This window comes from Synechococcus sp. CBW1004 (assembly GCF_015840715.1).
Lineage (GTDB): Bacteria > Cyanobacteriota > Cyanobacteriia > PCC-6307 > Cyanobiaceae > Cyanobium.
Window position 1 is genome coordinate 3,243,596 of the sequence record NZ_CP060397.1, and the last position, 25,212, is coordinate 3,268,807.

General features: G+C 68.1%; 25 protein-coding genes and 1 pseudogene. 15 read left to right on the top strand and 11 right to left on the bottom strand.

Annotation, left to right across the window (positions count from 1 at the left end):
• Positions 1–1,170 precede the first annotated feature (1,170 nt).
• Positions 1,171–1,455: pseudogene (locus tag H8F25_RS18230) on the top strand (FkbM family methyltransferase); the annotation flags it as partial.
• 407 nt (positions 1,456–1,862) lie between these two features.
• Here the strand turns inward: H8F25_RS18230 and H8F25_RS15360 are convergent.
• Genes H8F25_RS15360 through H8F25_RS15380 form a run of 5 tightly spaced genes read right to left on the bottom strand, consistent with a single transcriptional unit; the run spans position 1,863 to position 7,582 of the window.
• A complete protein-coding gene (locus tag H8F25_RS15360) occupies positions 1,863–3,026 on the bottom strand; it encodes a glycosyltransferase (RefSeq protein ID WP_197211150.1) in 1,164 nt (387 codons plus the stop codon).
• Positions 3,023–3,901 carry a nucleotidyltransferase family protein gene (locus H8F25_RS15365; protein ID WP_197211151.1) on the bottom strand — a complete coding sequence of 293 codons (879 nt, stop codon included), beginning with the start codon at positions 3,899–3,901 and terminating at the stop codon, positions 3,023–3,025. The genes H8F25_RS15360 and H8F25_RS15365 overlap by 4 nt, the downstream gene beginning before the upstream one ends.
• On the bottom strand, positions 3,892–4,578 hold the full coding sequence (locus tag H8F25_RS15370; protein ID WP_197211152.1) for a glycosyltransferase family A protein: 687 nt from the start codon (positions 4,576–4,578) through the stop codon (positions 3,892–3,894). The genes H8F25_RS15365 and H8F25_RS15370 overlap by 10 nt, the downstream gene beginning before the upstream one ends.
• Positions 4,575–6,446 carry a PqqD family protein gene (locus tag H8F25_RS15375; RefSeq protein ID WP_197211153.1) on the bottom strand — a complete coding sequence of 624 codons (1,872 nt, stop codon included), beginning with the start codon at positions 6,444–6,446 and terminating at the stop codon, positions 4,575–4,577. Before H8F25_RS15375 ends, H8F25_RS15370 begins: the two co-directional genes overlap by 4 nt.
• Complete coding sequence (locus tag H8F25_RS15380) at positions 6,443–7,582, bottom strand: nucleotidyltransferase family protein (protein ID WP_231596895.1); 1,140 nt, start codon at positions 7,580–7,582, stop codon at positions 6,443–6,445. Before H8F25_RS15380 ends, H8F25_RS15375 begins: the two co-directional genes overlap by 4 nt.
• A gap of 49 nt (positions 7,583–7,631) precedes the next feature.
• On the opposite strand from H8F25_RS15380, the gene H8F25_RS15385 reads away from it, so the two are divergent.
• Positions 7,632–9,092, top strand: a complete 1,461-nt coding sequence (locus tag H8F25_RS15385; RefSeq protein ID WP_197211155.1) for an AGE family epimerase/isomerase — start codon at positions 7,632–7,634, stop codon at positions 9,090–9,092.
• A 429-nt stretch (positions 9,093–9,521) separates the two neighbouring features.
• Here H8F25_RS15385 and H8F25_RS15390 read toward each other — a convergent pair whose 3' ends face one another.
• From H8F25_RS15390 to H8F25_RS15405, 4 genes are all read right to left on the bottom strand, one after another.
• Positions 9,522–9,818: a hypothetical protein gene (locus H8F25_RS15390; RefSeq protein ID WP_197211156.1), complete on the bottom strand. Its 297-nt coding sequence runs from the start codon at positions 9,816–9,818 to the stop codon at positions 9,522–9,524.
• Positions 9,819–9,972: 154 nt separating this feature from the next.
• Entirely contained in the window at positions 9,973–10,230 is a 258-nt protein-coding gene (locus H8F25_RS15395) for a hypothetical protein (protein WP_197211157.1), read from the bottom strand.
• A gap of 156 nt (positions 10,231–10,386) precedes the next feature.
• The gene (gene moaB / locus H8F25_RS15400; protein WP_197211158.1) at positions 10,387–10,884 is read right to left on the bottom strand and encodes a molybdenum cofactor biosynthesis protein B; all 498 of its coding nucleotides are present in this window, start codon (positions 10,882–10,884) and stop codon (positions 10,387–10,389) included.
• A gap of 132 nt (positions 10,885–11,016) precedes the next feature.
• The gene (locus tag H8F25_RS15405) at positions 11,017–11,376 is read right to left on the bottom strand and encodes a hypothetical protein (protein WP_197211159.1); all 360 of its coding nucleotides are present in this window, start codon (positions 11,374–11,376) and stop codon (positions 11,017–11,019) included.
• 366 nt (positions 11,377–11,742) lie between these two features.
• On the opposite strand from H8F25_RS15405, the gene H8F25_RS15410 reads away from it, so the two are divergent.
• The 3 genes from H8F25_RS15410 to H8F25_RS15420 are packed head-to-tail and all read left to right on the top strand — an operon-like array spanning position 11,743 to position 13,406.
• On the top strand, positions 11,743–12,327 hold the full coding sequence (locus H8F25_RS15410; protein ID WP_197211160.1) for a hypothetical protein: 585 nt from the start codon (positions 11,743–11,745) through the stop codon (positions 12,325–12,327).
• On the top strand, positions 12,327–12,782 hold the full coding sequence (locus H8F25_RS18235) for a MoaD/ThiS family protein (protein ID WP_370525763.1): 456 nt from the start codon (positions 12,327–12,329) through the stop codon (positions 12,780–12,782). The genes H8F25_RS15410 and H8F25_RS18235 overlap by 1 nt, the downstream gene beginning before the upstream one ends.
• A gap of 3 nt (positions 12,783–12,785) precedes the next feature.
• Positions 12,786–13,406, top strand: a complete 621-nt coding sequence (locus tag H8F25_RS15420; protein ID WP_370525764.1) for a molybdenum cofactor biosynthesis protein MoaE — start codon at positions 12,786–12,788, stop codon at positions 13,404–13,406.
• A gap of 123 nt (positions 13,407–13,529) precedes the next feature.
• Here the strand turns inward: H8F25_RS15420 and glp are convergent, their stop codons facing one another.
• The gene (gene glp, locus H8F25_RS15425) at positions 13,530–14,768 is read right to left on the bottom strand and encodes a gephyrin-like molybdotransferase Glp (RefSeq protein WP_197211161.1); all 1,239 of its coding nucleotides are present in this window, start codon (positions 14,766–14,768) and stop codon (positions 13,530–13,532) included.
• Positions 14,769–15,015: 247 nt separating this feature from the next.
• Positions 15,016–15,531, bottom strand: a complete 516-nt coding sequence (moaC, locus tag H8F25_RS15430; RefSeq protein WP_197211162.1) for a cyclic pyranopterin monophosphate synthase MoaC — start codon at positions 15,529–15,531, stop codon at positions 15,016–15,018.
• Between the two features lie 104 nt (positions 15,532–15,635).
• On the opposite strand from moaC, the gene H8F25_RS15435 reads away from it, so the two are divergent.
• The 10 genes from H8F25_RS15435 to H8F25_RS15480 all read left to right on the top strand — a co-directional run bounded on the left by H8F25_RS15435 (position 15,636) and on the right by H8F25_RS15480 (position 25,209).
• Complete coding sequence (locus H8F25_RS15435) at positions 15,636–16,097, top strand: DCC1-like thiol-disulfide oxidoreductase family protein (RefSeq protein ID WP_197211163.1); 462 nt, start codon at positions 15,636–15,638, stop codon at positions 16,095–16,097.
• Between the two features lie 122 nt (positions 16,098–16,219).
• The gene (locus H8F25_RS15440; RefSeq protein ID WP_197211164.1) at positions 16,220–16,495 is read left to right on the top strand and encodes a Nif11-like leader peptide family natural product precursor; all 276 of its coding nucleotides are present in this window, start codon (positions 16,220–16,222) and stop codon (positions 16,493–16,495) included.
• 36 nt (positions 16,496–16,531) lie between these two features.
• Positions 16,532–17,137 carry an alpha/beta hydrolase gene (locus H8F25_RS15445; RefSeq protein ID WP_197211165.1) on the top strand — a complete coding sequence of 202 codons (606 nt, stop codon included), beginning with the start codon at positions 16,532–16,534 and terminating at the stop codon, positions 17,135–17,137.
• Between the two features lie 203 nt (positions 17,138–17,340).
• The gene (locus H8F25_RS15450) at positions 17,341–18,228 is read left to right on the top strand and encodes a cation-transporting P-type ATPase (RefSeq protein WP_197211166.1); all 888 of its coding nucleotides are present in this window, start codon (positions 17,341–17,343) and stop codon (positions 18,226–18,228) included.
• Positions 18,201–18,635 (top strand): hypothetical protein, encoded by a 435-nt coding sequence (locus H8F25_RS15455; protein ID WP_197211167.1) that lies wholly within the window; start codon positions 18,201–18,203, stop codon positions 18,633–18,635. The genes H8F25_RS15450 and H8F25_RS15455 overlap by 28 nt, the downstream gene beginning before the upstream one ends.
• Positions 18,632–20,242: an HAD-IC family P-type ATPase gene (locus H8F25_RS15460; RefSeq protein WP_197211168.1), complete on the top strand. Its 1,611-nt coding sequence runs from the start codon at positions 18,632–18,634 to the stop codon at positions 20,240–20,242. The genes H8F25_RS15455 and H8F25_RS15460 overlap by 4 nt, the downstream gene beginning before the upstream one ends.
• A 45-nt stretch (positions 20,243–20,287) precedes the next feature.
• A complete protein-coding gene (locus H8F25_RS15465) occupies positions 20,288–21,928 on the top strand; it encodes a class I SAM-dependent methyltransferase (protein WP_197211169.1) in 1,641 nt (546 codons plus the stop codon).
• Positions 21,929–22,082: 154 nt separating this feature from the next.
• Complete coding sequence (locus H8F25_RS15470; protein WP_197211170.1) at positions 22,083–23,954, top strand: hypothetical protein; 1,872 nt, start codon at positions 22,083–22,085, stop codon at positions 23,952–23,954.
• Positions 23,955–24,088: 134 nt separating this feature from the next.
• Positions 24,089–24,661, top strand: coding sequence for a hypothetical protein (locus tag H8F25_RS15475; protein WP_197211171.1), 573 nt, complete (start codon positions 24,089–24,091; stop codon positions 24,659–24,661).
• On the top strand, positions 24,658–25,209 hold the full coding sequence (locus tag H8F25_RS15480) for a Tfp pilus assembly protein FimT/FimU (protein WP_197211172.1): 552 nt from the start codon (positions 24,658–24,660) through the stop codon (positions 25,207–25,209). The genes H8F25_RS15475 and H8F25_RS15480 overlap by 4 nt, the downstream gene beginning before the upstream one ends.
• Positions 25,210–25,212 lie beyond the last annotated feature (3 nt).

The window sequence follows — 25,212 nt, forward strand, 5'->3', positions numbered from 1 at the left end:
GCCGTCGCGCCCGGCGGAGCCACGGTCGCATCGCTGGCCTGGAGACGGGCCAGCTTGTGGCGTCTGATTCGCGTTGCGTGGTCGGCCAGTCTCGCTGGAGTGCCCGCCGTGGCTAAGCGTCCGGGGGCATGGTGCGTACGCATGCCGCCGGAGGCTCCTGCGCCACGTTTGGGACAGGGGGGATGGGAGCGCTCGCCCGATCCGCTGATGGGTTCGGTCTGTCAGTCCGGAAAACGGTCAGCACCGGGCCGGCTGGCGTGGCCTCCCCTGTCGCGGTTGAGCCTGCCTCGGGAGCATTGATCCCGACCTCGTAGTGCCAGACCCTTCGCCAGGGGTTCGATCGAGGCCGCCCCTGCCGCTTGAGACGATCGCTCAGCCAGGCTGTGAGCGCAGGCCGATGCAGACCGGCGCCAGGCTCCCGCTGCACGGGAACGCGTCTTCTCGGACCGCGTCATCCGGGATTGCGCTGTCTGCCGCAGCGCTGCCGGTCACGGCGCTGGCTTGGCTCGGCGGCCCGGCCTGATCGTCTGGCTGCCTTGCCGGAGCGGCTGGCTTGCAAGTTGACGACTTTCATCACGCAAGGCTGTGAGGGCCGGTCGCTCACAAGACAGACTGGGCAGAAGGCAGTCCGGCCTGAAGAGCGGCGGATCCAAAGCCAGATCGATCAGCACAGAGATGGATCCGAAGCCAGAAAGCAGGCGAAGCGATGCAGCTGAACCCGCTGATGGCTGCAGTCTGGATGCTGTCGCTTCGCGGCAGAAGCCTCGCGGCTGATAGGGCACAATCACTGCGCGAGATTCAGTGTATGGATTCGTCGTTCCCCATTGCTGCTGAGGGGCTTAAACTCAACTCAACTCAACTCAACATAAGCAGCTGACTCTGGTATGTTGCTTTATGCTTCCGTTCTCTACGGGTTGGGGCTCAGCAAGCGCCTTGGCGTCGGCTGCTTCTATGCGTGCATTATTGAAGCCTTGTATGCTTCTTTCTTTCGGTTGGAGATGCCTGTATCGATGGCGGTGTGAATCGCGGCCGGCATGCTTTTGTGATGTCCAGGGTGGTTGGAAGCTCGGGTCTGGTGATTGGCTTTGAAGCGCTCCCAGGTCTGGTTCATGCGGTCAACCAACGCATCGCTGAGGGGGGATCCAGAATATCGAGATCATCCCGAAAGCCATTTCCAACTTTTCTGGGTCTGTCCGGTTCACGCAGGTTGCGGCTGCTGATGGCTTCAGCGGTATCCGCCAGAGAAAGGGAATCCCTCCTGCCGCGCGTGAGTCGATTCGGTTGGTTGAGGTGCCATGCACCACCATCGATGAAGAGCTGGATCGCCTGCGTGGCGCTCATGCTGTTCCTCGCTTCATGAAGCTGGATCTGGAGGGTGGTGAGCTGCACGCCTTGATGGGAGCAGTGCGAATGCTTGCCCGGCAGCAGACCTTCGTCGTGTTTGAGAATGGGTGCCAGGAGTCTGCCGATGTCTATGGATACAGCTGTCATGACTGGTTTGATTTCATGTGCTCAGTCAATGACAAGATCGATGATCCGTTCGGGCGACCGTTTGGTCCGGATGAATGGACGAAGCGTAAGATCCCCTGCTACTTCATCGCGGTTCCAGCAGCTCATCGGGATTGGGTTCCCTTCATGGATGCTGACAACGCCGGCTGGCACGACGCCACCGCGATGCGCTGTCGTCGTGCGGGTGTGCGATCAGGGCGTGAGGGGCTGGTGGGGGTGATCGCCCGCTCTGGAGCTGACAAACCTGGCCTTGCCGGCCGAGCGCCTTCGGGCCTTTCCGCGTTGCAATGGTGGCATCGACCCCGTCGTCGCGATGCTGCGCGGGTGGCCCTCGGCTCTCCGCGGCGCCCCGTTCAGCTCCCTGGCGAGCCCAGCAGTCCCTCGAGGATCCGCGCCGCCGTCGCGGTCGAATGGTGTTCCCGCACCCAGGCGCCCGCCGCTCGGACCAGGCGATCCCTCAGGGTCGGATCCCGTCTGAGCCGCAGGCAGGCAGCGGCAAAGTCCGCCGGCGACTCGGCAAGCAGCAACTGCTCTCCGTCGCTCACGGCAAGCCCCGCCGCTCCGCGCGGGGTGGCGACCACCGGCACCCCATGCGCAAAGGCCTCGAGGATCTTGATGCGGGTGCCACTTCCCGCCCGCAGCGGTACGACCGCCAGTGCTGCCCTGGCGTATTCGGGGCCGAGATCCGGCACCGCGCCGACCAGGTGCACCCCAGCATCGTTCGCCACGGCGGCCACGTCATCGCTCTCCCCCGCTCCCACGATCCACAGGTGCATGCAGGGACGGGCCGCCCGGATCAGCGGCAGAATGTCGGCCACAAAATGTGTGACAGCGTCTTCGTTCGGGGCATAGTCCAGGGTGCCGACGAACAGCATCCGGTCGGGATCCGTCTCCTCCTGCTTCAGCGACGGTGCGGGCTCACGGATCACGTTCGGAAGCTGGCTGAACGCCACGGCCGGGTACTGCTCCTGCAGGCGTTGCTGATCCTCAGGATTGGCCAGCAGAACGTGCTGGAAACGGCTCATGATCACCAGCCGCGCCAGCGTCATCTGGTGCAGCTCGCGCCGCAGACGCCGAGCCTGCTCCGGACGGCCGGCCAGCTCCTGCAGCTGCGCGAAGGGTTCCGTGCGCTCGCATTCATCATCATCGAGGTCCAGAACCGTCGCCTGAGGCCGTGCCTGTCCGGCATCCATGCAGGCGATCGCCGATGGGGCCACCACCTGTCGGAAGGCGTAGACCACGTCGAGCGTTCCACCACCGGGGACGCCGTCCAGGAAATCCGCCAACAGCGGGCGGATCTCTCGCAGCCGTGCGGAACCGACCTGGAACAGGGCGGCTGACCGGGACCGAGCCCACTCCGGGTCAAACAGTCCTGGGCGGTCCCCCCAGAGCCGGGCATGGACCACGATCACCGGCTGTCGCTGCGCCAGGGCTTCAAGGGCGACGCTGGCGCGCATGGCGCAGCCCGAGCCGGTGGGATTGGGGAGGATCGGCGTGATCAACAGGCTGTGTGTCATGCGAGCGGCCGGCGAAGGACGTTGAGCAGGCGGGCGCGCCACAGGACCATCCGCCGGTGCAGGGCGTGTTCGATCCGGGAGCGTCGAAGCGCGCCAGGTTCGGCACCGTGCCCGCGCTGGGCCTGGAGGCGGGCGAAGGCGACAGGGGCATAGCGGGCGGCGAGCCGGGCTGCAGCGGCCCATTCCGCGTCGCTCAGGGGAAGCAGCGCCGCATCCACCTGCCAGGGGATGGGCCCCTGGCAGCGCGCTTCCTCGGCGAGACGCGCGAGCATCAGGTGTGGGGAAGGCAGCAGCGGTTCCGGCCGGCTCCAGAGCTCCTGCTCGTACTCCCTGGCCCGCCAGGGGACAACCCGTGTGGGGCGCCACAGCAGGCGCAGGGACTGGCCCGGTCTGCTCCAGTGCCACTGATCCACCCAGTTCAGTGCCTTCGCAGGCGGTCCCGGCGTTGCAGGCCGCCAGTGCAATTGCCGCAGCCGCTGGTCGGCGGCGTCGAGCTGCTGGCGAGGCAGCAGCAGTTGCAGCTCTCCGATCGGCCGGATCCTGCCGGCTTCTGACAGGCGGCTGTGGAGCGCGGCCTCCCCCGCGATCATCACAGGCCCGACTCCTGCGGCCTGGAGCTCTCCCACGATGCCCCGCAACTGATGGAGCTGCAGCTGGGCTTCACTCCAGGCCCGGCGCACCAGCCCAAGCAGGCGGCCAGCGGCCGGGTCGTCGCCCAACCACGCTTCCAGCTGCGTCTGTGGCAGGAGCGGCAGCAGCTGGATCTCACTCCACGGGAGGGCATCCAGCACCACCCCCGCCCGCCAGGCGCGCCAGGCATTCTCCGCCTCGAGGGGGCCCTGGGCGCACAGCACGGTCGCAAGGCTCAGGGGCATCGGACGTTCTCCGCCCGTCGCCGTCGCTTCTGCAGCAGCCAGTGCATCGCTTCGACGTAGTCGGCGCGTCCACGCCTGTCGCGGGTGGTGTTGTGGCTATGAATCCGCCGCCGCACCAGCACATCGGGATGCAGGCCGGAACGGAAGCCGATCTCCTTGGCCCAGCCGAACCAGGCGATGAACTCGCCGGCGCGCAGACAGGGCAGCGGTCCCGACTGCTCGTAGACCTGGCGCCGCCCCAGAAAGCCGCAGGGAGAGAGCAGCGGATAGGGATCGGGGCGACAGGGATAGGCGCCCGGTGGGTCCGAGAACTCCTCCCCGTGGCAGAACACGATCGCCAGCGAGGAATCCGCCTCCAGCACAGCCTTCTGCCTCTGCAGCTTGTCCGGCTGCCAGAGGTCATCCGCATCGAGGAAGGCGATCAGCTGGCCCTGGGCTCGGGCCAGGCCCGCATTGCGGGATGCCGCCGGACCGGGTGTGGGTTCCTCGAGAAGTTCCACCCGGTTGCTGAACCGCTCCCGCACCAGCTCGACGGTGTTATCGCTCGAACCATTGTCGACGACCAGGACCTGCAGCGAGCCGGGGTTCATGCCCTGCTGGTCGAGGATGGAGTCGACCGAGGCGGCGATGAACCGGGCACCGTTGCGAACCGGAACAATGACGCTGATCTCGATCATCCGAGCAGGCCTGACACGGCGCGGTGGATGCCATCGGGGTCGCTGCCGAGTGCCAGGGTGACCGCTGGACAGGAGCTGACCAGGTTCAGCAGCCGCTCGCAGTCGCTGCCGTTGGCTTCGGGGAGCTGGCCCACGGTGCTCGGCAGCAGGGCCAGCAGGGCGTCGACCGCGCTGGCGGGCTCAACGCGGGTCTCCAGACGGCCGGTGATCCGGGGAATGGCCAGAAGGCGGATCGGCATCCGCTCCACCATCCGGTCGGGCCAGACCTCGTTGAGCATCACCACGGCCTTGCCGTCCCCACCCCCCTCGAAGCCATCGGGGTTGCGGGCGCGGCCGCGCAGCGACGGGAAACGCTCCAGATCGTCCTCCCCAACCAGCTTGCCGCTGCAGTACAGGCTGTACACCCAGCCTGCGGCCGCATCGACGAGGCAGTAGTCGTCGCCCGCGAAGTGCATCCCGGCGGCGGCGCAGAGCATCGAGGTGGTGGATTTGCCGGCGCCGCCTGGACCGACCAGCAGGACCGCTCCACGGGCGTCGCCCACCGCTGCGGCATGGACGAACTGAAGGCCGCGTCGCGCAGACCAGCTGTGGAGCAGAAATCGGAAGGGTGAACCGAGTTCCCAGTAAGGCATCGGCAGCGCATCGAGTTTCACGAACCAGGCCCGGCCTGCCTTCACGTCGACCACGCTCAAAACGTCCGGCCCTGCGTTGTAGATGGCGGAAACATTCGTGCCCTGCAGTTCGAGCACCTCGCCGCGGGGGCCGCAGACCTGTTCCCAGTTCTCACGTAACCGCTGGAACAGATCCGCCAGCAGCGGGGCCGATGGCGGGGTGGCCAGCGTCCAGAGACGAATCTCGAGATCAACCGACACGGCGGGGGGCAGCACCAGCGCCAGGTGGGAAAGGGCGTCCTGAACCGGCTGGGCGTTCTGGCCGGGAATGGACAGGACCCGCACCAGCGCTCCGCCGATCCGGAACCCTCGCCGCTCGATGCCTTCCGCCGCAGCCGTCTCCTCGAAGCAGCGGTCGAGCCGCTCAATCAGCTGCCGGCCCTGGGCCGTCTGCTCGCGCGGCTGGGGCCTTGGGGCCCGGATCCAGGGGCGCATGATCGCCTCGAGCTCATGATGCACCCTGATCCCGATCGGGCTGCCCGAGGGCATCGGGCTCGCTGCTGTGCTGGTGGTGGCCGGCTGGACCAGCCCGGCGGCCTCGAGGCTGCCGCGCAGATCGTGGTCGCTCACCTCCACAGGGCCGGCCTTGAGCTGCTCCCAGAGCGCCGTGCCCCCCCCGTCGAGCACGACGTAGCAACCCAGATCGCGGTTGACGACGAGGCTGGTGCCATCGAGGCAGGCCTCCAGCAGATCCGCGTCCGTGTCCGCTGTCCGTGCCGCATGGGTCGGTTCAGGGAGCCCCGGAGCGGGATGGGGCCAACCGGCCGCTGCATCCACCTCATGCACCGGGTCGAGCAGCAGGAGCTCGGCGAGGTCGTTGTAGGTCGACAGGCTGGGGGGGGCGTAGGGCGTGTTCGTCTCCGGAATGTCGGCGTCCGCCGCGGAGGGAGGCGACGCGGCGCAGGGCACGATCAGCTCCAGATCCAGCAGTTGGCTCAGAAAAGGCTGGAGATCGCCGAGCAGCCGATCTGCGGCGAGGTTGTAGCGCCTGGCCAGCGCCTGCACGACAGCGTCGACGCGGGCGCCCTCACCAGCCAGCAGCAGCCACACCTGGCCCGCCACGGGGGAGAGGCTGAAGTAACCGCCGCTGCGAAGGTCGATGGCGACGATCTCCTCACCGAACAACTGATGAATCACGTCCGGTTCGGCCAGACGGTATCCGCAGACAGGGTCGAGGACCCCGGAGAGGGCAGTCATGCGAGGTCTTCCTTGAGACGGGACAGGGTCCGAACCTGCCACAACCGGGCAGGCGGAGATTGGAGGAGCGAAGCCCACAGGCGAAGCATGCGCTGGAGCAAGGTGGTGCTGGGCTCACCGTTGACGCGTTCGAAGGCCTGCATCAAGACTCTGTAGCGATGGCGGCTCCGCCAAAGCCCCCGCACGATCTTCTGTGCTGCCAGGCCACTGAACAGATAAGCGAGATCTGTGTTGATCGGCCCATGGGCAAGCTGGTGGGTGTAGAGCTCTGCGAGCCGCCGGGCTGCAGTGCTGGCGGCTGGACCAGTCTCTGCCGCCTCCGTTGCACCTAGCTGAACGAGAATGCAGCGCAGGGTCTCGATCGCGGCCGGGATGCCCGCCGGGCCGTCCACGTCGACAGCCGCGTTGCCCAGCAGACGGAGCCATCCCTGGGTATCGATCAGATCGCGGGCGATGGCGTCCGGCACGAGGTCGTTGCGCAGGGCATGGTGGGCTGTGAGGCACAGGCCATCCAAGGGCCCCACCACCCGCAGTGTTCCCCCCGCCACTGGCATCTGTCGGGACCTCGCCAGCAGGTGTTGCGCATCGAATCCCCCCAGCTTCCAATGGAGGTCGATGTCGATGCCCGTTAGATCGACGAGGCTGATCGCTTCATTGCCGGCTGAGCCTGGAGAATTTCGGATAAAGGCGACGTACTCGGCGGGGGGGATTGGGCCGATCTTGGGCCGGAATCCACGCGCCTGGAGCAGTTCGATCGCCCTGGTCGCCTCCTCAGGGGTGACCAGGAGATCGATGTCGCCGATGCTCCGCCCAGCCCCACCAGCATGCAGCAGGGCAAGAACGGCCACCCCTTTGAAGGCGGCCACGGTGATGCCGGCGTCCTGGAGCGCCTGATGCACAGCCGTGGCCGCGCGCAGCTGGCGCGAGCTGTTCACCATCTGCTCAAGAACCGCATGCCGGAGGCGTGCGGCTTGGATGGCAGGCAGGAGATGCCGGAAGCTCGCCAGCCGCGCCGCGAGGGTTGGCAGGACCCGCCAGCGTTCGCAGAGGTTCAGGATCTCGGGCCAGCAAGACTCAGAATCGAGTCCTCCCAGCAGCCCCGGAAGTTCGGCGTCAGGGGCCACCAGCAGGCGCATGGTGCGCGTGCGTGGATCTGACCGTCCCAGCTGGGGCGTGCCTTGAGGCATGACTGAGGCGAACGGTTCCACCAGCCACATCTTTACTACGATCTCTGGCCAAAGACCTCATCTTCATCTTGTGTCCATGGCCCATGCCGGACCAGGCCTGGTCTCTGGCGTGCCCTGGCCATTGGCTGGCAGCCAGGCCTTCTGCGGCATGGATGCAGCCACGCGCCGCCGGTTGGCCAGCCAGCTCATGGCAGCACTTCAGCAGGACGTGCTGGCGACCTGGTTCATGCATTCCGTCGATCGGGAGCGAGGCGGTTTTCTCCCGGACCTCGATCGTCGCTGGCGGCCTGAGGGACGACAGGACCGCCTGCTGGAGTTCCAGGCCCGTCAGACCATGAGTGCCGCCCGTCTGGCTGTGGAATTTTCCTCAGAGCATCGCTGGCTGGAACTGGCTCTGCATGGTTTCCGTGCTCTTCGCGACACCCTCTGGGATGCCCAGTACGGGGGGTGGTATCAGTTGGTCGATGCTGAAGGTCGTCCCCTTGCCCGTGGTACCAAGCATGCCCACGGCACTGCGTATGCGATCAGGGCCTGTCTTGCGATCCACCGCGCCTCGGGTGACCCGCAGGCCCTGAAGTTGGCCTGGGAAGGAGTCGCTTGGTTGGAGCGATCTCTCCATGATTCTGTGCATGGTGGCTACCACGGATGGGCATGCCGGGATGGACGCCCCATCCTCAAGCCGGAGGATGCTCCTGATGGCCAAGTGGATAGTGATCCCCTCGGCCACGGCATTGGTCATAAAGACATCAATGTCACCTCGGATCTCCTTAAAACGTTCGCCGAACTCCACGCTGCGGCTCCGTCATCATTGACCGGACAGCGCCTTGAAGAACTGCGTGGCTGCATCACCAGGATGTTGACACCCGATGGCGCTCTTCACTACGTCGCGCATGCCGATTGGAAGCCGGTCCCTGGCCCGGAGCGCTTTGGCTACGTGCTGCAGACAGCCTTCCGCCTGGCCTCGGCAGGAAGCCTTTGCGGCTGGCCGCGCGATGCAACGTTCGAGACCGTCAGGCGGATGGTGAGCCACGCCACCGAATGCGGTTGGCACAGGGGTGGCGGATTCATGACCGGGGGGGCGGCATCCCCTCCTTACAGCCTGGAAGGCCATTCACTCCAGGTGTCGACGCGCTCGTGGTGGGTTCAGCTGGAGGGGCTGCGGTCGCTGATTCTGCTTGCCGTTCAGAATCATCCCACGCGAGCATTCTTCGCCGACAGGCTGGAGGCCCATCTGCGCTTCATCGATTCTCAGATGCGGGATCATCGCTTCGGGGGCTGGTACGCCACGGCGCCTGCAGATCTGCCCTGGCCAGAGCGCCTGATCCCGTCGCGGCGTCGCGTCTGCCTGGCGAAGGGAAACATCTGGAAGGACAGTTCCCATGAAGTGGATGCCTATCTGAATGGAATCCGCATGCTGCTTGGCCTCGATTCTGAGGCCCCTCTCCCCCGGTTTGGATGAGATCGGCGGCAGATGTTCGCAATCTGTCGATCGGGGACCGATGTTTCTCCTTGGAAAGCAACAAGGGCAACGCGCTTTGTCGCGTTTTTCATGCCGGCAGAATGACGGGGTTCCAGCGTCCCTGAGGGGTGCATCACTTCTGCGGTTCGGCCAGCTCTCATGTTGTCGATTCAGAATGTTGTGCGCATGGCGCCAGATCAACGCATGATGTCCTTGCCCCCAGGAATGCTTCTGCCTGGCGCTGCTCAGCATTGCCGGCCCAGCACCTTGGCTGAAGCCTGATCGCCTCCTCTCTGCACCTGCCATCGTTCAGCGGAGTCCAGTCGCCGCCGCAGCCTGCGCCCGTTGTTGACGGATGCAGGGTCGAAGGCCGCCAGTTGGCCTTTCAGAATTCGCTTCAGCGGATCGCTCCGGAGACAGGGGGATCCCTCAACTGCTCTGCAGCAGCTGCAGGCAGGCGGTGCGCTGGCTGAGCAGCAGCACCAGGTGCTCGCCCGCTCCCACCAGGCCCGTCTGGCGGCGCAGCTGCTCGGTCTGCACCAGGGCCAGGCCGCAGGTCTCCACCAGCAGCAGCGGCATCGTGGAGGTGGTTCCGTGCATCGCCTGCAGGTCGAGTGCCTGCTGCACGGCCCGCCTGCTGCGCTCCAGCCCCAGGCGCTCCACCAGCTCGGGCCAGAGATGGTTCACCGGCGTGAAGCGGGCCAGATCAAGGTTGGGATCGGTCATCGATGAGCGGGAACGGGCTGAGGCGTGGCGGTGAGGCAGGCCGCTCGGTGGGTGAACGGTTCGAGGTTCACGCCGGCTCTGATTGAGCCGCTGTCAACAAGGCGCTGTCATCAAGCTGCCGTCATCAAGACGGCGGTGCTCTGGCCGGCGCTGCTCAGGCCGGGGGGAGCTCCGCCAGTGCCGCCTCGATCATCGCCGCCGTCACCGGGATCGTCTCCAGGGCGTCGTCGTTGTCGAGGAAGGCGTCGAAGGAGGCGTAGCGCCGCAGGCAGGGCTCCGCTCCCGGCGCGTTGCAGGCGGCGTCCCAGTCGCCGTCCTCAGGTGCCACGGCGGCGTAGGCCTGCAGCGCCTCCTGCGGATCGCCGCCATCGCCGATTCCCTCGCCATGCCAGATCACCTCGAAGAACGTCATGGCTATGCGGGTTCAGAGCCCAGGATGGCACCGTCAGAGCCAGCGCCGGTCCTGATGGGGAACCGTGTCCGCTGATCGCCGTCCTCTGGCAGGCAAGGAAGACGGCGGGCGGCAGCGCATCGTGCTGATCTCTGCGCTGTGCGTGTTGTCCCGTGCTCACTCCCGCAGCCTGGGCAGCAACTGCACCAGATTGCAGGGCCGGGTGCTCTCCTCGAGCTGGGCATGGATCAGCCGGTCCCAGGCGGTTTCCACCGCATCGAGCGAACCTGGCAGGACGAAGATCACGGTGCCGTTGGCCACTCCTGCCAGGCAGCGGCTCTGCAGGGTGCTCGTGCCGATCGTCTCGAAGGAGAGCACGCGGAACAGCTCGCCGAAGCCCTCGATCGTCTTGTCGAGAAGCGGTGCCACCGCCTCGGGGGTGCCGTCGCGGCCGGTGAGGCCGGTGCCGCCGCTGCTGATCACCACCTGCACGGTCGGATCGGCGATCCAGCGGCTGATCTCGGAGCGGATGCGGTAGCGGTCGTCCGGCACGAGGGTGCGTTCCACCAGCCGGTGACCCGCCGCCTCCAGTCGCTGCTGCAGCGCTTCACCGGAGCGGTCCTCCGCCAGGGTGCGCGTGTCGGACACCGTGAGCAGGGCGATGGCGAGCGACACGACGGGGGGGCTGCTGGGCGGATCGTAGGGAGGGCGGATGCTCGCAACCGCAGTGGGGAGCCTTTGCTCGGGTGATGCCCATGGGGCCCTATCCGCTCGCCTGGGGGTCGGTGCTCGCCGCCAGTTCGGCGGCTATGAGTCCGAGGAATCGTCGGTGCAGGGGGGAGGGCTCGAGCTGGACAAGTGCAAGCGCTCGAAGCGCGCGAGCCTGGAGTTGATCGCGTCGAGCTGCACGATCTCGTTCTCGAGCAGCGCGATCTCGCTCTCGATCTGCTCGGTGTCGCTCTGCAGCTGCTTCATCCGCTGCTCGTGCTCCTTCTCCCTGCGCTCGAACTCGGTCTTCCTCCGCTCGAACTCGATCGCCCTGATCTCGTAGTCGACGACGGGTCGCCAGTTGAGCATCGCCAACCAGCGTCGCCAACGAGGCAGCGAGGAGAGGAACTCCGATCTGCTGATTGAGCTGGATCCGGGAGACTCCAGGGAGATCGACATGGTCATAGCCAGTGAACAGTGTGATCAGAACCAGCAGCAGGCCGGCGGCGATCGTGATCCAGCCCTGAAGATCAAATCCGAGAAAAACCATAGCCAGAACCGATTGCCCGAACTGCCTTCAGGGATGAGTGGTCGTCCAGCCACCGCCATCCGCCAGGCCTGCAGGCCGTACGCCTCAACAGCCCAGGCTGAGGCGGAGCGACGGGGCCCGCATCCGTGAAAGCACCGAATCGCGTCGCCAGCGGGACGGGGCGCTGAGCCGGCGGCTTCGCCGACGGGGCTCACGGGTGCCTGAGGGGGCGGCGCCGAATGCGGTGCCATGGGCCAGCGGCCTTACCGTGCCAGTGCCGTCCGGCCTCTGAAGCGATGGGTCCACGCCGTGCCGCCTGCCTCCCGCGGCTGTCCGTGCTGCTGCTGCCGGCTCTGGTCTGCCTGCTGCAGCCGGGCGAGGCCGAGGCCGGGCCGCTCGTCCGTCGGGCCCAGGAACGCAGGGCCTGTCAGGAGTTCGCCGGCAGGCTGCAGCAGGCCAGCGGCAACCCCGCCATGGCCCAGCAGGTGTATCAGCAGGGGGTGTTGCAGCTGGTGAGCCGCTTCGGTGAAAACCCCTGCGGCGACATCCCGGCACCGACGGCCGCCGTGACGCCGGCCAACCCTGCGGCGAGCACCTCCCCGGGCGCGGTTCCGGCGGGGGCCAGCCCGGCGCCGACCGCACCTGCTGTGGCGCCGGCCAGTCCGGCAGCGGCCTCCAGCGGTGCCGCAGCGGCCACAGGGGGCACCGCTGCTCCCAGCTCCCAGCAGCAGCAGGCCTGCCAGCAGTTCGCCGGCAAGCTGCAGGCCGCGGCCGCCAGCGGTGGTGCCGCCGCGGCCCAGCAGACCTACACGATGGGGCTCCAAATGCTCAGCGGCATGTTCGGCCCCAACCCCTGCCCGGCGGTGAAGGCGCCGCAGTGATGGCCAGCTCTCCTGAAAGCGGCACCAGCGCCTGCGTGGTGAAGGTGCGCCTGTTCGCCGGGCTGAGGGAGCGTGCCGGCTGGGGCGAGCGGCTGGTGCGCGTGGAGGGTGACCCGGCAACACCGCTGCTGCTCTGGCGGCAGCTGCGGCTGGTCGAGGCCTGGAGCGAATCCAGCGAACAGGGTGCTGCGGCGGTTGGCGAGCCGTTCCACCCGCCTGTGCCGCGGGGGCATCAGGCGAACGAACCCACAGCGGCCACGGTTCGCCGCGCAGCGCCCGCCGAGGCGGACAGGCCCCGCCCGGATCTCGTCGGAGGCAGCCCCGATCGTGAGGCCACCGGCGATGGCCTGCCTGTGGGTGTGCGGGTGGCGATCAACCAGGCCTTCGCCGCGGCCGACACGCCCCTGGCCGACGGCGACGAGCTGGCCTTCCTGCCGCCGATCAGCGGCGGCTGAGCGATGGAGAACAGCGCCCACCGAGCCGAACGACCGGCCGAGCCCATGCCATCCGGATCGGCGGCGAAGCACTCTGGCCCCGCCGGCCGGCTGCTGCCGGGGCAGCACGCCGGGACGAGCCAGCCCCTGAGCGCCGCTCCTGGGCAGAGCCTGGCTCCCCACGGCGCTGGCGCTGAACTGGAGCTGCGGCTCAGCGAGGAACCCTTCAGCCCCCTGGACGTGCTGGGTCGCTGGCAGCAGCGGCTGGCGCAACGGCCGCAGGGAGCGCCGGCCGCCGAAAGCCATTTCCTCGGGCGGGTGCGGGCCATCGGCGGGGCGGGCGAGTGCGTCGCGGCGCTGGAGCTGGAGCACTACCCCGGCATGACCGAGGCCCAGATCGAGCTCCTGGCCCGCAACGCCGCCGTGCGCCATGGCGTCGTTGCGGTGCTGGTGTGGCACCGGGTGGGCCGGGTGCTCCCCGGCGAGACGATCGTGCTGGTGGCGGTGGCGGCCGATCGGCGCGGCCCCGCCCAGCGCTGCGGCCAGGAGCTGCTCGAAGCGCTCAAGCATGAGGCCCCGTTCTGGAAGCGGGAGCTGCGCCCCGACGGCACGGGTCACTGGGTGCAGGGCAACACGGCGTTGTGAAGAGGCCTGCTGTCAGGGCAGTTGCAGAGCACTGGCCACGACTGCGAAGGCGTGCTGCATGGATGTCGCCGGGGCGTCAGAGCGTCTCCACGCCGGTGGATCGCACAGGACTCAAGATCCGCTTCAGAACAACGGCAGCCGCAGCAGCTGGGCCCACAGCGCTGTGCCGGCCGCCAGGGCCCCCAGTTCCGCCGGGATCTCCAGCAGCAGGTCGGCCCCCTGCAGGGAGCCGATGCGCGAGGAGGCCTGAGACCCCTCGACCCGGGCCCGTAACTCCCCCGCCTCATCCACCACGAGCCGGGCGCGGGCCAGCTCCGGCCGGCCGGGATTGCGCTTCAGCACCGCCTCCAGCCGCACCTTCAGCCGCGGCAACGGCTGCGGCTGCGCGGCGCCCTCCAGCCGCTGCAAGGCCGGCCAGAGCAGCTGCAGCGCCGTGATCGCCGCCGCCACCGGATTGCCCGGCAGCCCGAAGAACGGCGTGCCGCCGATGTGCCCCCAGGCGAACGGCCGCCCGGGCCGCAGAAACAGCTTCCAGAAGCTCACCTCCCCCAGCTCCGCCACCAGCGCGCGGATCCAGTCGGTGTCGCCGGCCGAAACGCCGCCGGTGCTCACCACCACATCGCAGCCCTCGGCCAGTGCCCCCAGGGCCTGGCGCAGGGCGTCGGGCTGATCGCCCACCACCCGCCGCTCGGCCACCACCGCACCGAGCCGCTGCAGCAGCGCCTCCAGCAGGGTGCCGTTGCTCTCCCAGATCTGGCCCGGGCCGCGGGGCGTGCCGGCCGCCACCAGTTCATCGCCGCTGATCAGCAGCCCGATCCGGGGCCGCGGCCGCACCGGGAGCATCGCCACCCCGCAGCTGGCCAGCCGCCCCAGCTCCGCCGGCCCGAGCCGCACCCCCGCCGCCAGGAGTTCCGCTCCGGCTGCCGCCTCCTCCTCGGCGCCGCGGATCCAGGGGTTCGGCCCGGCGGGCTTCACCAGCCGGATCGCGTCCGCTTCGGCGGCCACCAGCTCCTGGGGCAGCACCCGCTGGGCTCCCTCCGGCAGGGGGGCACCGGTGAGGATGCGGATCGCCTCGCCGGCGGCCAGGGCGCCGGTGAAGGGAGCTCCCGCCGCCGAGCGCCCCACCAGCGGCCACATCGCCCCCGTCTCCGGCACGGCGGCCTCGCTGATGGCGTAGCCATCCATGATCGAGGCGCGGAAACCGGGCACCGCCTCGGTGGCACACACGGGCTCGGCGCTCACCCGCCCCAGGGCCGCCGCCAGCGGAACGGTTTCGGCGCCGGGCAGAGGGTTGAGGGCCGCCAGCACTTGGAGGCGGGCCTGCTCCAGCGGCAGGCCTTCGCGGCCATAGGGCTCGGACACGGGTGCAGCGCAGCGGAGGCTATGGCCAGGATCCCACCGGCGACGCCTGCGTGGAGGTGCTCGAGGGGCCCACCCCGACGGCGGGCGTCCCCGGCACAGGCATGCCCAGACGATGCAGGTCGAGTGGCGCTCCGCCTGGCGCCTGGTCGCTCCGGTGGCGCGGGAGCCATGGACCGGGAGAGGAGACGCGATGGGCTGTTCCCCTCCCGGTGCAGATCCGCTCTGAACGCTGGTGTGCTGCGAGCGCTCAGCCGGCCCCGCGCCCCGCCTCCCCGTCGCGGACCCAGTCACCGTTGCGACCGCCGCTCTTGGCCAGCAGCCGCACCGGCCCGATCGTCATCGCCGGATCGGCGCTCTTGACCATGTCGTAAAGGGTGAGCAGGCCCACCTGCACGGCGGTGAGGGCCTCCATCTCGACGCCGGTGTGGCCGGTGGTGCGGGCCTTCGCCTCCAGCCGCAGGCCGCTGCCGTCGGCCGTCGGCTCCAGCTGCACCGACACGCCGGAGAGGGGGATCGGATGGCACAGGGGAATCAGCTCCCAGGTGCGCTTGGCCGCCTGGATCGCCGCCACCCGCGCCACCGCCAGCACATCGCCCTTGGCGGCCCGTCCCTCCAGCACCAGGGTCAGCACCTCCGGCCGCATGGTGATGAAGCCCTCGGCCGTGGCCTCGCGCCGGGTCGCCTCCCGGTCGCCCACCTCCACCATGTGCACCTCGCCGGCGGCATTGAGGTGGGTGAGCGACGCGGGGGTGGGATCGGTCATGGTGGCGATGCTGGCAGGGAGGAGGAGCCACAGGCGGCCCTGCACCCTCCGGCCAGCCTGCGCCGAGGGCACCACCCCCCAGGCCCCGCCGCCAGACTCCTCCCATGTCGAACGCCACCGCCAACCCGGCGCCCGCCGATCCGGCCCCCGTGCTGGTGTTCGACGGTGGCTGCGTGTTCTGCCGCCATTTCGCCGAGCTGAGCGAACTGCGCAGCGGCATCCCGGGGCTGCGGATCCGCGATGGCCGCGCCGAGGGGGCGCTGCGCGAGAGCCTTGAGCGACGTGGCTATCGCCTGCGTGACGGTGCGGTGCTGCTGGACGGCGAGCGTGTGCTGCATGGGGCCGAGGCGATCCAGTGGCTGTGCGCGCGCATGACGCCGAGCGCCGCCCTGCTGCGACTGCTGGCGCCACTGCTGGCCACCCCGGCACGGGCACGGGCGCTGTACCCGCTGCTGCTGCTGGCCCGCCGCGGCGCCCTGGCCCTGCGGGGTCTGCCGGTGGATCCGGGCGCGACCGTCGTCGGTCGCGGCGAACGATCCGCGGGCGGCGAGCCGGGAGGCCTCTGACTGCCCTCTTGGCCGCTCCCCGTCCAGTGCCGCCGCAACGGTGTCATGTCACCTGTGACACGTCTCACGGCGGCTGGCAACAAAGCGTCCCTCTTGAATGGCATGGTCTTTGCCATCAAGCCATGAGCGCCCTGGCCTCCTTTCTGGCTGCACTGCCCCGGAGCCCTGAGCTGCAGCAGAAGCTGCGCGAGGCGACCACGGCCGAAGCCTTCACGGAGGTGGCCCAGCGCGCCGGATTCGACCTCAAGCCGATCGATCTGGTGGAGTGCTTCTGCGAGCAGCTGAGCAGGGGAAGCGAGACCGAACGGCTGGAGCTGTTCAATGCCTGCTCCTGGGACTTCGGCGAACTGGCCTGGCTGCTGCGCAGCATCGCCGAGCGGGAGGCATCGGCCGGCTGAGCGGCTCCCAGGATGGGGGCCAGCCTCAGGGCCTGGATGTCTGACATCACGCGTGCAAGCGGGCCGGGCCGCGCCGCCGGGCCCGGTGACAACGGGGTGCCGGTGCTGCTGCTGCAGGGCTGGCTGGGCTCCGGGCCCGGTCACTGGCAGCGGCACTGGTTGCGGCTGCGGCCCCACTGGCAGCTGGTGGATTTCGGCAGCTGGGAGCACCCTGAACCGCAGGGTTGGCGCCTGGCCCTGGCCACGGCGATCGCAGCCTGTGAGCGACCGCCGCTGCTGATCGCCCACAGCCTCGGCTGCCTGGCGGCCGCCGGCCTGCTGGCCGGGCCCGGGGCCCCAGAGGTGGCTGCCGCTCTGTTGGTGGCACCCCCCGATCCCGGCCGACCGGACACCCCGGATGCGTTGCGCCCCTTCCATCCGGTGCCGCGTGCCCGCTTGAGGGTGCCGGGGCAGCTGCTGCTCAGCAGTGACGATCCCTATGCCAGCGAGGCCTATGCCCTGGAGCTGGCCGCCGCCTGGGGCCTGGAGCCGCTGCGCCTGGGACCGCTGGGGCATATCAATGCCGAAAGCGGCCTCGGCCCCTGGACCCAGGGGCTGGCCCTGGCCGAGGCCCTGCTCGAGCGGGTGACCACCGCCGGCTGAGAGGCGGCGGCGGCGAACGATCTCTGCACCGACAGCTCTCTGCGCCCAGACCTCGGCGCGCAGGCCCCCCGGCGCCCGCGGCAGGCCGATCCGCCACCTTCGGTTCACGGCGAGAGACGGACAGGCCCCCGGTGCTCTGCTGCCTACCGGCGCATGCAGGAGCGGCCTCGTCGCCACAGCATGAGGGCAGCGTCGCGAACCCGGTGCAGCTCTCCGCCGCCCAGCCGATCTGGTCCCTGAGCGTGCAGGAGGCCTGGGCCGCCGTGCAGAGCCGCCCGGAGGGGCTCAGCCAGGCGGAGGCCAGCCAGCGTCTGGAGCGCTACGGCGCCAACCGGCTGCCACCCCAGAAGCGTCGCCCCCTCCTGCTGCGCCTCACCGACCAGCTGCTGCACTTCATGGCGCTGCTGCTCTGGGTGGCGGGCACGCTGGCGTTCGTGGCCGGGGCGCCGCAGCTGGGCTGGGCGATCTGGGCGGTGATCCTGATCAACGGCGCCTTCTCTTTCTGGCAGGAGTTCAAGGCGGAACGCACCCTCGAGGCCCTGGCCGGCAATCTGCCGCCGCGGGTGCGGGTGTGGCGCGACGGGCGGCTGCAGGAGCGCAGCGCCGACCAGCTCGTCTGCGGCGATCGGGTGGCGCTGGAGGAGGGCGATCAGGTGCCGGCCGACTGCCGCGTGGTGGAGGCGCACCAGCTGTATCTGGATCTGTCGGTGCTCACCGGCGAGGCGCTGCCGGTGGCCCGTGACGCCGAACCCCACGGCAGCGAGGGCCTGCCCGCCCGGGAGCGCACCAACCTGCTGCTGGCCGGGTGCACCGTGGCCTCGGGCCGCGGCGAGGGGCTGGTGTACGCCACCGCCAGCGAGACGGAGTTCGGCCAGGTGGCGCACCTGAGCGCCAGCACGGCCCGCAGCACCAGCACCCTGGAGGCGCAGATCCAGCGGATCGTGCACACGATCACCCTGATCGCGGTGGGCACAGGCGTGTTCACCTTCACGCTCAGCGTGCTGGTGGAGCGCATGGCACCGCTCGAGAGCCTGCTCTATGCGGTGGGTTCATCGTCGGCCTGGTGCCCGAGGGCCTGCTGCCTCTGGTGACGCTGACCCTGGCGCTGAACGTGCAGCGCATGGCCCGCCGCAACGCTCTGGTGCGGCGCCTCTCGGCGATGGAGACGCTCGGTTCGGTGAGCGTGATCTGCTCTGACAAGACCGGCACGATCACCCAGAACCGCATGGCGGTGGAGGAGTGCTGGCTGCCCGAGGAGGCCCCGGAGCTGCGGCGCCTGCTGCTGCTGGCCGCCAGCCTCTGCTCGAACGCGCGCCTCGAGCATGGGAACGCTGGCCCCGAACAGGTCACCCCCGAGCCCTGGCGGGCCAGCGGCGATCCCACCGAGACGGCCCTGCTGCTGGCGGCGGCCGAGGTGGGCCTGATCCACGGCGAGCAGCAGCGGCGCTTCCCGCGCCGGCGTGAGCTGCCGTTCGCCTCGATCACCGCCGCCGCATGACGGTGGTGATCGAGGCGAGCGGGCCGATCGAGGGCCTGCCGCTCCGCGAGGCCGATGCCGCCACACCGTCTGCCGGAACCTCCTCTGCCGCCACACCATCCCTGCTGGCGATCACCAAGGGGGCGCCGCTGGAGGTGCTGCAGCTGTGCACGGGCTGGCTGACGCCGGCGGGTGTCGTGCCGCTCGATGATGCGGCGCGGCAGCGGGCGGTGCAGGCCAACGATGGGCTGGCCGCGCGCGGCTTCCGGGTGATCGCCGTGGCGGTGCGCAGGGGCGATGCCGGCCTGCTGCCGCTGGCGCCGGAGGTCCTGGAGGCGGAGCTGTGGCTGGTGGGCCTGATCGGGCTGTATGACCCGCCGCGGCCGGAGGTGGGCGAGGCGATCCGCCAGTGCCGCCAGGCGGGCATCAAGGTGACGATGGTGACGGGTGACTATGGCCTCACCGCCCAGGCGATCGCCCGCCAGATCGGCCTGCTCGACCCGCCGGAGCCGAACGGGGCCACGGCTGGCGCGGCGCGGCCGGTTGCGGTCGCGGCTTCCGGTGTCTCCGGCGCCGATCCGGTGCGGGTGATCGAAGGGGCGATGCTGGCCCGCCTCAGCGATGCGCATCTGCGGGCGCTGCTCAAGTACCGCAGCCGGCTGGTGTTCGCCCGCATGGCGCCGGAGCAGAAGCTGCGGCTGGTCCAGGCCTACCGCGACCTGGGCGAGGTGGTGGCCGTCACCGGAGATGGGGTGAACGACGCGCCGGCGTTGCGGGCGGCGGATGTGGGGGTGGCGATGGGCCGCATCGGCACCGACGTGGCGCGCGAGGCGGCCGACATCGTGCTGCTCGACGACCACTTCGCCACGATCGTCGAGGCGGTGCGCTATGGCCGCGGCGTGGTGGCCAACATCCGCAGGTTCATCACCTACATCCTGGTGTCGAACGTGGCGGAGGCGGCGCCGTTCCTGGCGATGGTGGCCTTCCGCATCCCGGCGGCCCTCACCGTGATGCAGATCCTGGCGGTGGATCTGGGCACCGATCTGCTGCCGGCCCTGGGGCTGGGGGCGGAGGCGCCGGAGTCGGGCCTGATGCACAGGCCGCCGCGGCGGCGCCAGGCACCGCTGCTCGATGGCCCGGTGCTGCGGCGCGCCTTTCTGGTTCTGGGGCCGCTGGAGGCGGGCCTGGCGCTGCTGGCCTATGGGCTGGTGTGGCGGCAGGCGGGGGTGACGGGGCCGCAGCTGCAGGCCCTGGCCCCCCAGCTGCTGCAGCACACGGCGCCGGCGGCATTGCAGGCGGTGCAGCAGCGCGCCTCGAGCGTGGCCTTCACCGCGATCGTGCTGGGCCAGGTGGGGGCGCTGATGGCCTGCCGCAGCGAATGGCGGCCCTCCTGGCGGATGCTGCGCGAGCCCAACCCGTTGCTGTGGTGGGGGGTGATCAGCGAGCTGCTGCTGCTGGCGGCGCTGCTGCTGGTGCCGGCCTTGGGGGTGGTGTTCGCGCTGGGGCCCTACCCGCTGCGCTGGCTGCCCCTGCTGGCCCTGTCGGCGCCGTTGATCGTCCTGGTGGACGACCTGCGCAAGCGCTGGCCGCGGCGCCGGACACGGGAGCGAGCCGTGGGCCCGGGCTGACCGGGATTGGTTTCACTGTGCCCAGACAACGCTGCGCCAGGCGGCATGGGGCCGGTACCTTGCGGTTTTCGTGCCGCGCCGGTGGGCTGGGATCACGGTTACTCCTCGCGGGATACCTACACGGCCCATTTCCATAGCGAAATGGCGCCCAACTGGCTGGATTTCGCTGCCCTGGTGAAGGGCCATGCGCCGCCGCGCCGCCGGGAGGGGGCCTCGTTCCGCTATCTGGAGCTGGGCTGTGGCATGGGCTTCGGCCTCTGCCTGCTGGCGGCCCTCTACCCGGAGGGGCGCTTCCTCGGCGTCGACTTCCACCCCGACCACATCGCCCATGGCCGCCGCCTGGCCGAGACCCTGGGCCTGGAGAACCTGCGCTTTCAGGAGGCGGATTTCGTCGACCTGCAGGCCGATCCCTCCCCCCTCGGCTTCGAGCGGGGCGAGACGGGTCCGTATCACTACGTGGCCGCCCACGGCATCGCCACCTGGGTGGTGGAGCCGGTGCAGCAGGCGCTGCTGGCGGTGGCCTCGGCGGCGCTGCTACCGGGCGGACTCTTCTACAACTCGTACAAGACCCTGCCCGGCTGGCTGCCGCTGACGGCCTTTCAGCAACTGGTGCGGCTGGAGCTGCAGCGGGGCGAACCGGCTCTGCCGGGCGAGGCCTTCCGGCGGGCGACCGCCACCCTGGCCAGCCTGCTGGGGGAGGAGGGCCAGGCCACGCCCCTGCGCAATCTGCTGCCGACGCTGAGCACGGAGCTGGACGACCTGCGCCTCGACAACGTCCCCTACCTGCTGGGCGAATACGACAACGCCGGCTGGCAGCCGCTGTATGTGGCCGAGATGCACCAGCGCTGCGCCGCCCACAAGCTGCGGCCGGTCGCCACCGCCAATCTGCCGGAGCTGTTCGAGGAGCTGCTGCCCGAGCCGCTCCGCAGCCAGGTGAACGGCGAACCGAATGGGCTCATCCGCCAGACCCTGATCGATCTGGCCTGCGCGAGACGCTTCCGCCGCGATCTCTTTGCACGCGGCAGCGTGCGCCTCAGCCCCGACGCCTGGCGCCGCCGCCTGAGCGGCCTGCGCCTGCGCCGGCGAGAAACGCCGTCCCGGCAGGACTGGCGCTTCCGCACCAGCTTCGGAGAGCTGAGCGTGCCTCCGGCGATCTGCGAGGCGATGGAGGCGGCCCTGGCCCCGGGCCCGCGCAGCCTGGCGGAGCTGGCCGAGGCGATCGGCCAGCCGCCGGTGGAGGCGCTGCGCCTGGCGGCGCTGCTGCTGCATGAGGAGCGGCTGGGCCTTGATCGCGGTGAGGCGGGAGCTCAGGCTCAGGCCGGCTGCGAGCGGGCGAATGCCCGTCTACTGCAGCGCATGGCGGAGGGCTGGGGCTACGGCAGCCTGGCGGCGCCGGCGGTGGGCAGCGGCGTGGACTGCTCCCTGGTGGAGGCTCTCTGCTGCCAGGCCCCGGGCCAGGGCCCCCTGGGAGCCACGGAGGAGCGCTGGCTGCTGGAGCGGCTGCGCGAGCTCGGTGCCCGATCCGCCTCCACCGCCAACAACGATGTGAAGCCGGTCTACGCTTTGGATGAAAAGACTCTGTATGTCGTGACCGCGTTCCAGCGCGATCGCCTGCCTTTTCTGCAGGCGCTGGGCGTGGTTCTCGCCCGATTCCAGCCCCGGAGTCCCGGCCATGCCGATGCCTGACCTGAGCACGCTTCTGAACTCTTACCGCACCAGGGCCCGCTCTGGCAGCCGAACCGCCGCTTCAGGCGTGCGGGGTCGGCGACGGCGGCGACCGGTTGCCGTGGAAGCGGGCAGCGCCATGCGGCTACGGCGACGGACAAGGGGAAGTGCCCTGGTGCTGGCCCTGATGGCGGGTCTGGTGGCGCTGATCGGTGCGCTGCTGCTGGCCAGTCGCCTGTTCTCCTCCCGCTTCAGCAGCGCCTCCCGCAGCGACACCCTGGCGGCCCGTGAGGCAGCGGAGTATGGGCTGAATACCATTCAGGCGAAGCTGAACACCAACGAGCTCGGCTATCTCTGGGTCACCAAAAAAGAGCAATGGGGCAACGTCACCCGTGAAGCTCTTGGAAACTGTCAAGTGTCCGTCCTTGACGCCGACGGCGAAGAGATTGCGAACCTGCCTGCGCTCCCGGATGAGCTGGCGGCCTCCGAAGCTCAGGAGATCAAAAGCGCAGGCGATACCAGAATCACCTATGAACTCACTGGCTTTCAGCCTCCCAACTTGCCAGTTGGTCCAGAGTTAAAAGATGAAGATAGAGAATCGCTCCTGGCTCAGGAGGCGTTCTGTGGCGAGACGGGATCCGGGAGTGATTTCGGTAATCTCAATGGCGGTTCCGCTATCATCACGGTCACTGGGACCGTCACACGCGGCAATAACAAAACCACGTTCAAGCTCAGTCGTCGCACACACGTGGCGGCTGCATCGGCCGGGACAGAGCTTGTTGCCTCTTTCGTCATTCTTGGTAATGCTTACAAGGCCGACAAAAAGAACAAATTTGGCGACGATTCCGATATTACGCAGCTTCTCTCCGCGGATGGCAATATTTGTTACGGAACGGTTGATAGTCCAGGCTGCTTCAGTCCTGACCTGCCCAAGACTGTCATCGGCTGTTTCGACCTTGGCTCTTGCTTGATTAATAATGTTGATCTTGACGATAAAACACGCTCTAAATATTGCAAAGATGTTCAGCCAAAAGAGAAAGGAAAAAAGAAAACAAAAGCGGGATTTACTTGTAACGAGTTCCAGCAAATTGGTGATCTCCCGCCAGTGCCATTGCCAAGCACCTCTGGGATGGTGATCAGCGGCTCTCTGTATCAGGACTCTGATTGGGAAGATTATTCTCGCGAATATGACTGCAAGGCGGATGAAGTTGGCTCTGGCTCCTCAAAAGTTATTCAATGGAATTGCGAAATTGATGGAGGTATCTCGAGTGGCAAGGGCAAGGGCAAGGGCAAGGGCAAGGGCAAGGACACAAGCGCTGACCTTGAAGATGTCCGCTTCCCCTATCTGAATACTGCCAAGCTTCCCTCCAGTCTTGCTGCGACATGGAGCCTCAGTAATTCAGATTTAGTCCCCGGTTGTTATTTCGCGGGGGTGGACGCAAGCAATTCTGCCAGTAAGGCGGACCAGATCAAAACAACGGCCATCAATTGCTTGGTTGATAAAATAAAGATTGATAATGATAGCAAGTTCGGCAATTTTATTGTGCACACTGCCAACGGCGGGAATCAACTGCTTCCCGTAAATATTTTCCTTCATGGCGATGATAAGGATAAGGTCGAATTGTCCAAAGGGGGCATCCAGGGAAATGACGTGAGCCAATACGGTTGGAATCGATTGCGCATCCTTGGCGAGCCACAGGAGACAGCAGATGGTGATCCAGTGGCCTGCGATGTCTCCAGCCCGATTGTCAGCAAAGGGAGCAAGACCAATGACCTTGATAATCTCTTTCTGTGGCTGCCCAATGCTTCGTTGGAATACGATAAAAAGGGCACCAAAGAAAATTCTTTTGCTGTCATCTGGGTGTGTCAGTTTACTGGTCCCAAGAAGGACAAGGATGGCACTAAATTTTCCATTGTCACGCCCTTCCCCGAGGAGGTGGCGCGAGCCGGCGTTGCCGGAATTGATCCCACGCTCGGCTCCAGTTTCGTCACGGTCGGTGGTGGTACCTATCGCGGCTTCGGATCGCAGGACAGTCCGGGATCGTGAACATCAGGCACCTGTCAGGATCCGATCTGCATCGGGGGGCGAGTCTGTGGCGGTCGCGGCCCCCCATCTCCCTGCGTCGTCGTCCAGCTGTCCGGCAGAGTGGCGGCTTCACCATCCTGGAGGCCCTGATCGGGGTGGTGATTCTCACTGCCTCCATCGGTGCCTTGGCTGTCGTCACGGCCCGGCAGTGGAGCCGCTCCGTGGATGTGGATGTGCTCGATCGGGTCGAGAATGCCGTCGCCAGTGATCTGGGTTGGCTGAAGACCTACGCCAAGTACTGGCGCATGACCAGCGGCCCCTATCCGCTCACCTGTGAGCAGGCCGGCTTCGGCAGTGACTGCACAGATTTTGTGACGTCAAAATTGGCAACCGTCTATGAGCCGGATCCGGCTCTCTGCACAGAAACAACCGGTCTGGCCGAAGGGTTCGTCGAAGCGGCCAGCACGGTTTCGCTCACGCCAGCGCGGCCGTTTGCCATTGATCCGGAGACTCTGACCCAGACCCTGTTGACCAGCGACCCCAACCCTGATCCTGGAGAAGGCCAATACGAATCCTCGCTTCCACCGGGAGCAACCCTGGTGCGTACCATCACGCCGGGCACCAATATTGTTTTCCTCTCGTATTCGCTCACGGGTGGCAATGCGGCTGCCTACGGCTTCCTTCGCGAAGCGGCCCTGCAGTTAGATGCCTCTGCCTGGTGCCCATGAGCATCCGACACCTCCGCCACGTGCATCGAGCGGCGGGTTTCACCCTGGTGGAGTTGCTCGTCACGGCGGCTGTGCTGGTGGTGGTGTCCTCGATCAGCTTCCCGAATGTGGTGCGTTTCTATGAGGATCAGAAGCTGCGCCAGGCTGCCATTGAACTCCAGAGCCATCTGCAGCGTGGTCGCACCCTGGCCCAGCGCTTCCAGAATCTCTGCACCCTGGGGATCAGCAGCGGCGCCGCTGGCGCTGCGGTGCAGGTGAGCGGCACCACCGTCACGAATAATTCCTGTGCAGCCGCCAACCTGCAGGCGCTTGATCTCAGCGCCGTGACGGGTGTGAGCGGCCTCAGCGTCACCTGCTCAGGCAGCGGCTGCAGCACCCCCGTTGCCATCAATTTTCTTCCCCTCGGGGTGCTGGCGGGTGACGCTCAGACCGTGTTCCTCGCGGGAACCGCCACCGCCACCCAGTTCTGCGTGGACCTGGACCTCACCCTGATCCGTGTCGGCTTCCGCAACGGCAGCAGTGGCGCCTGCACCTACTCGCGCAGCTGAACG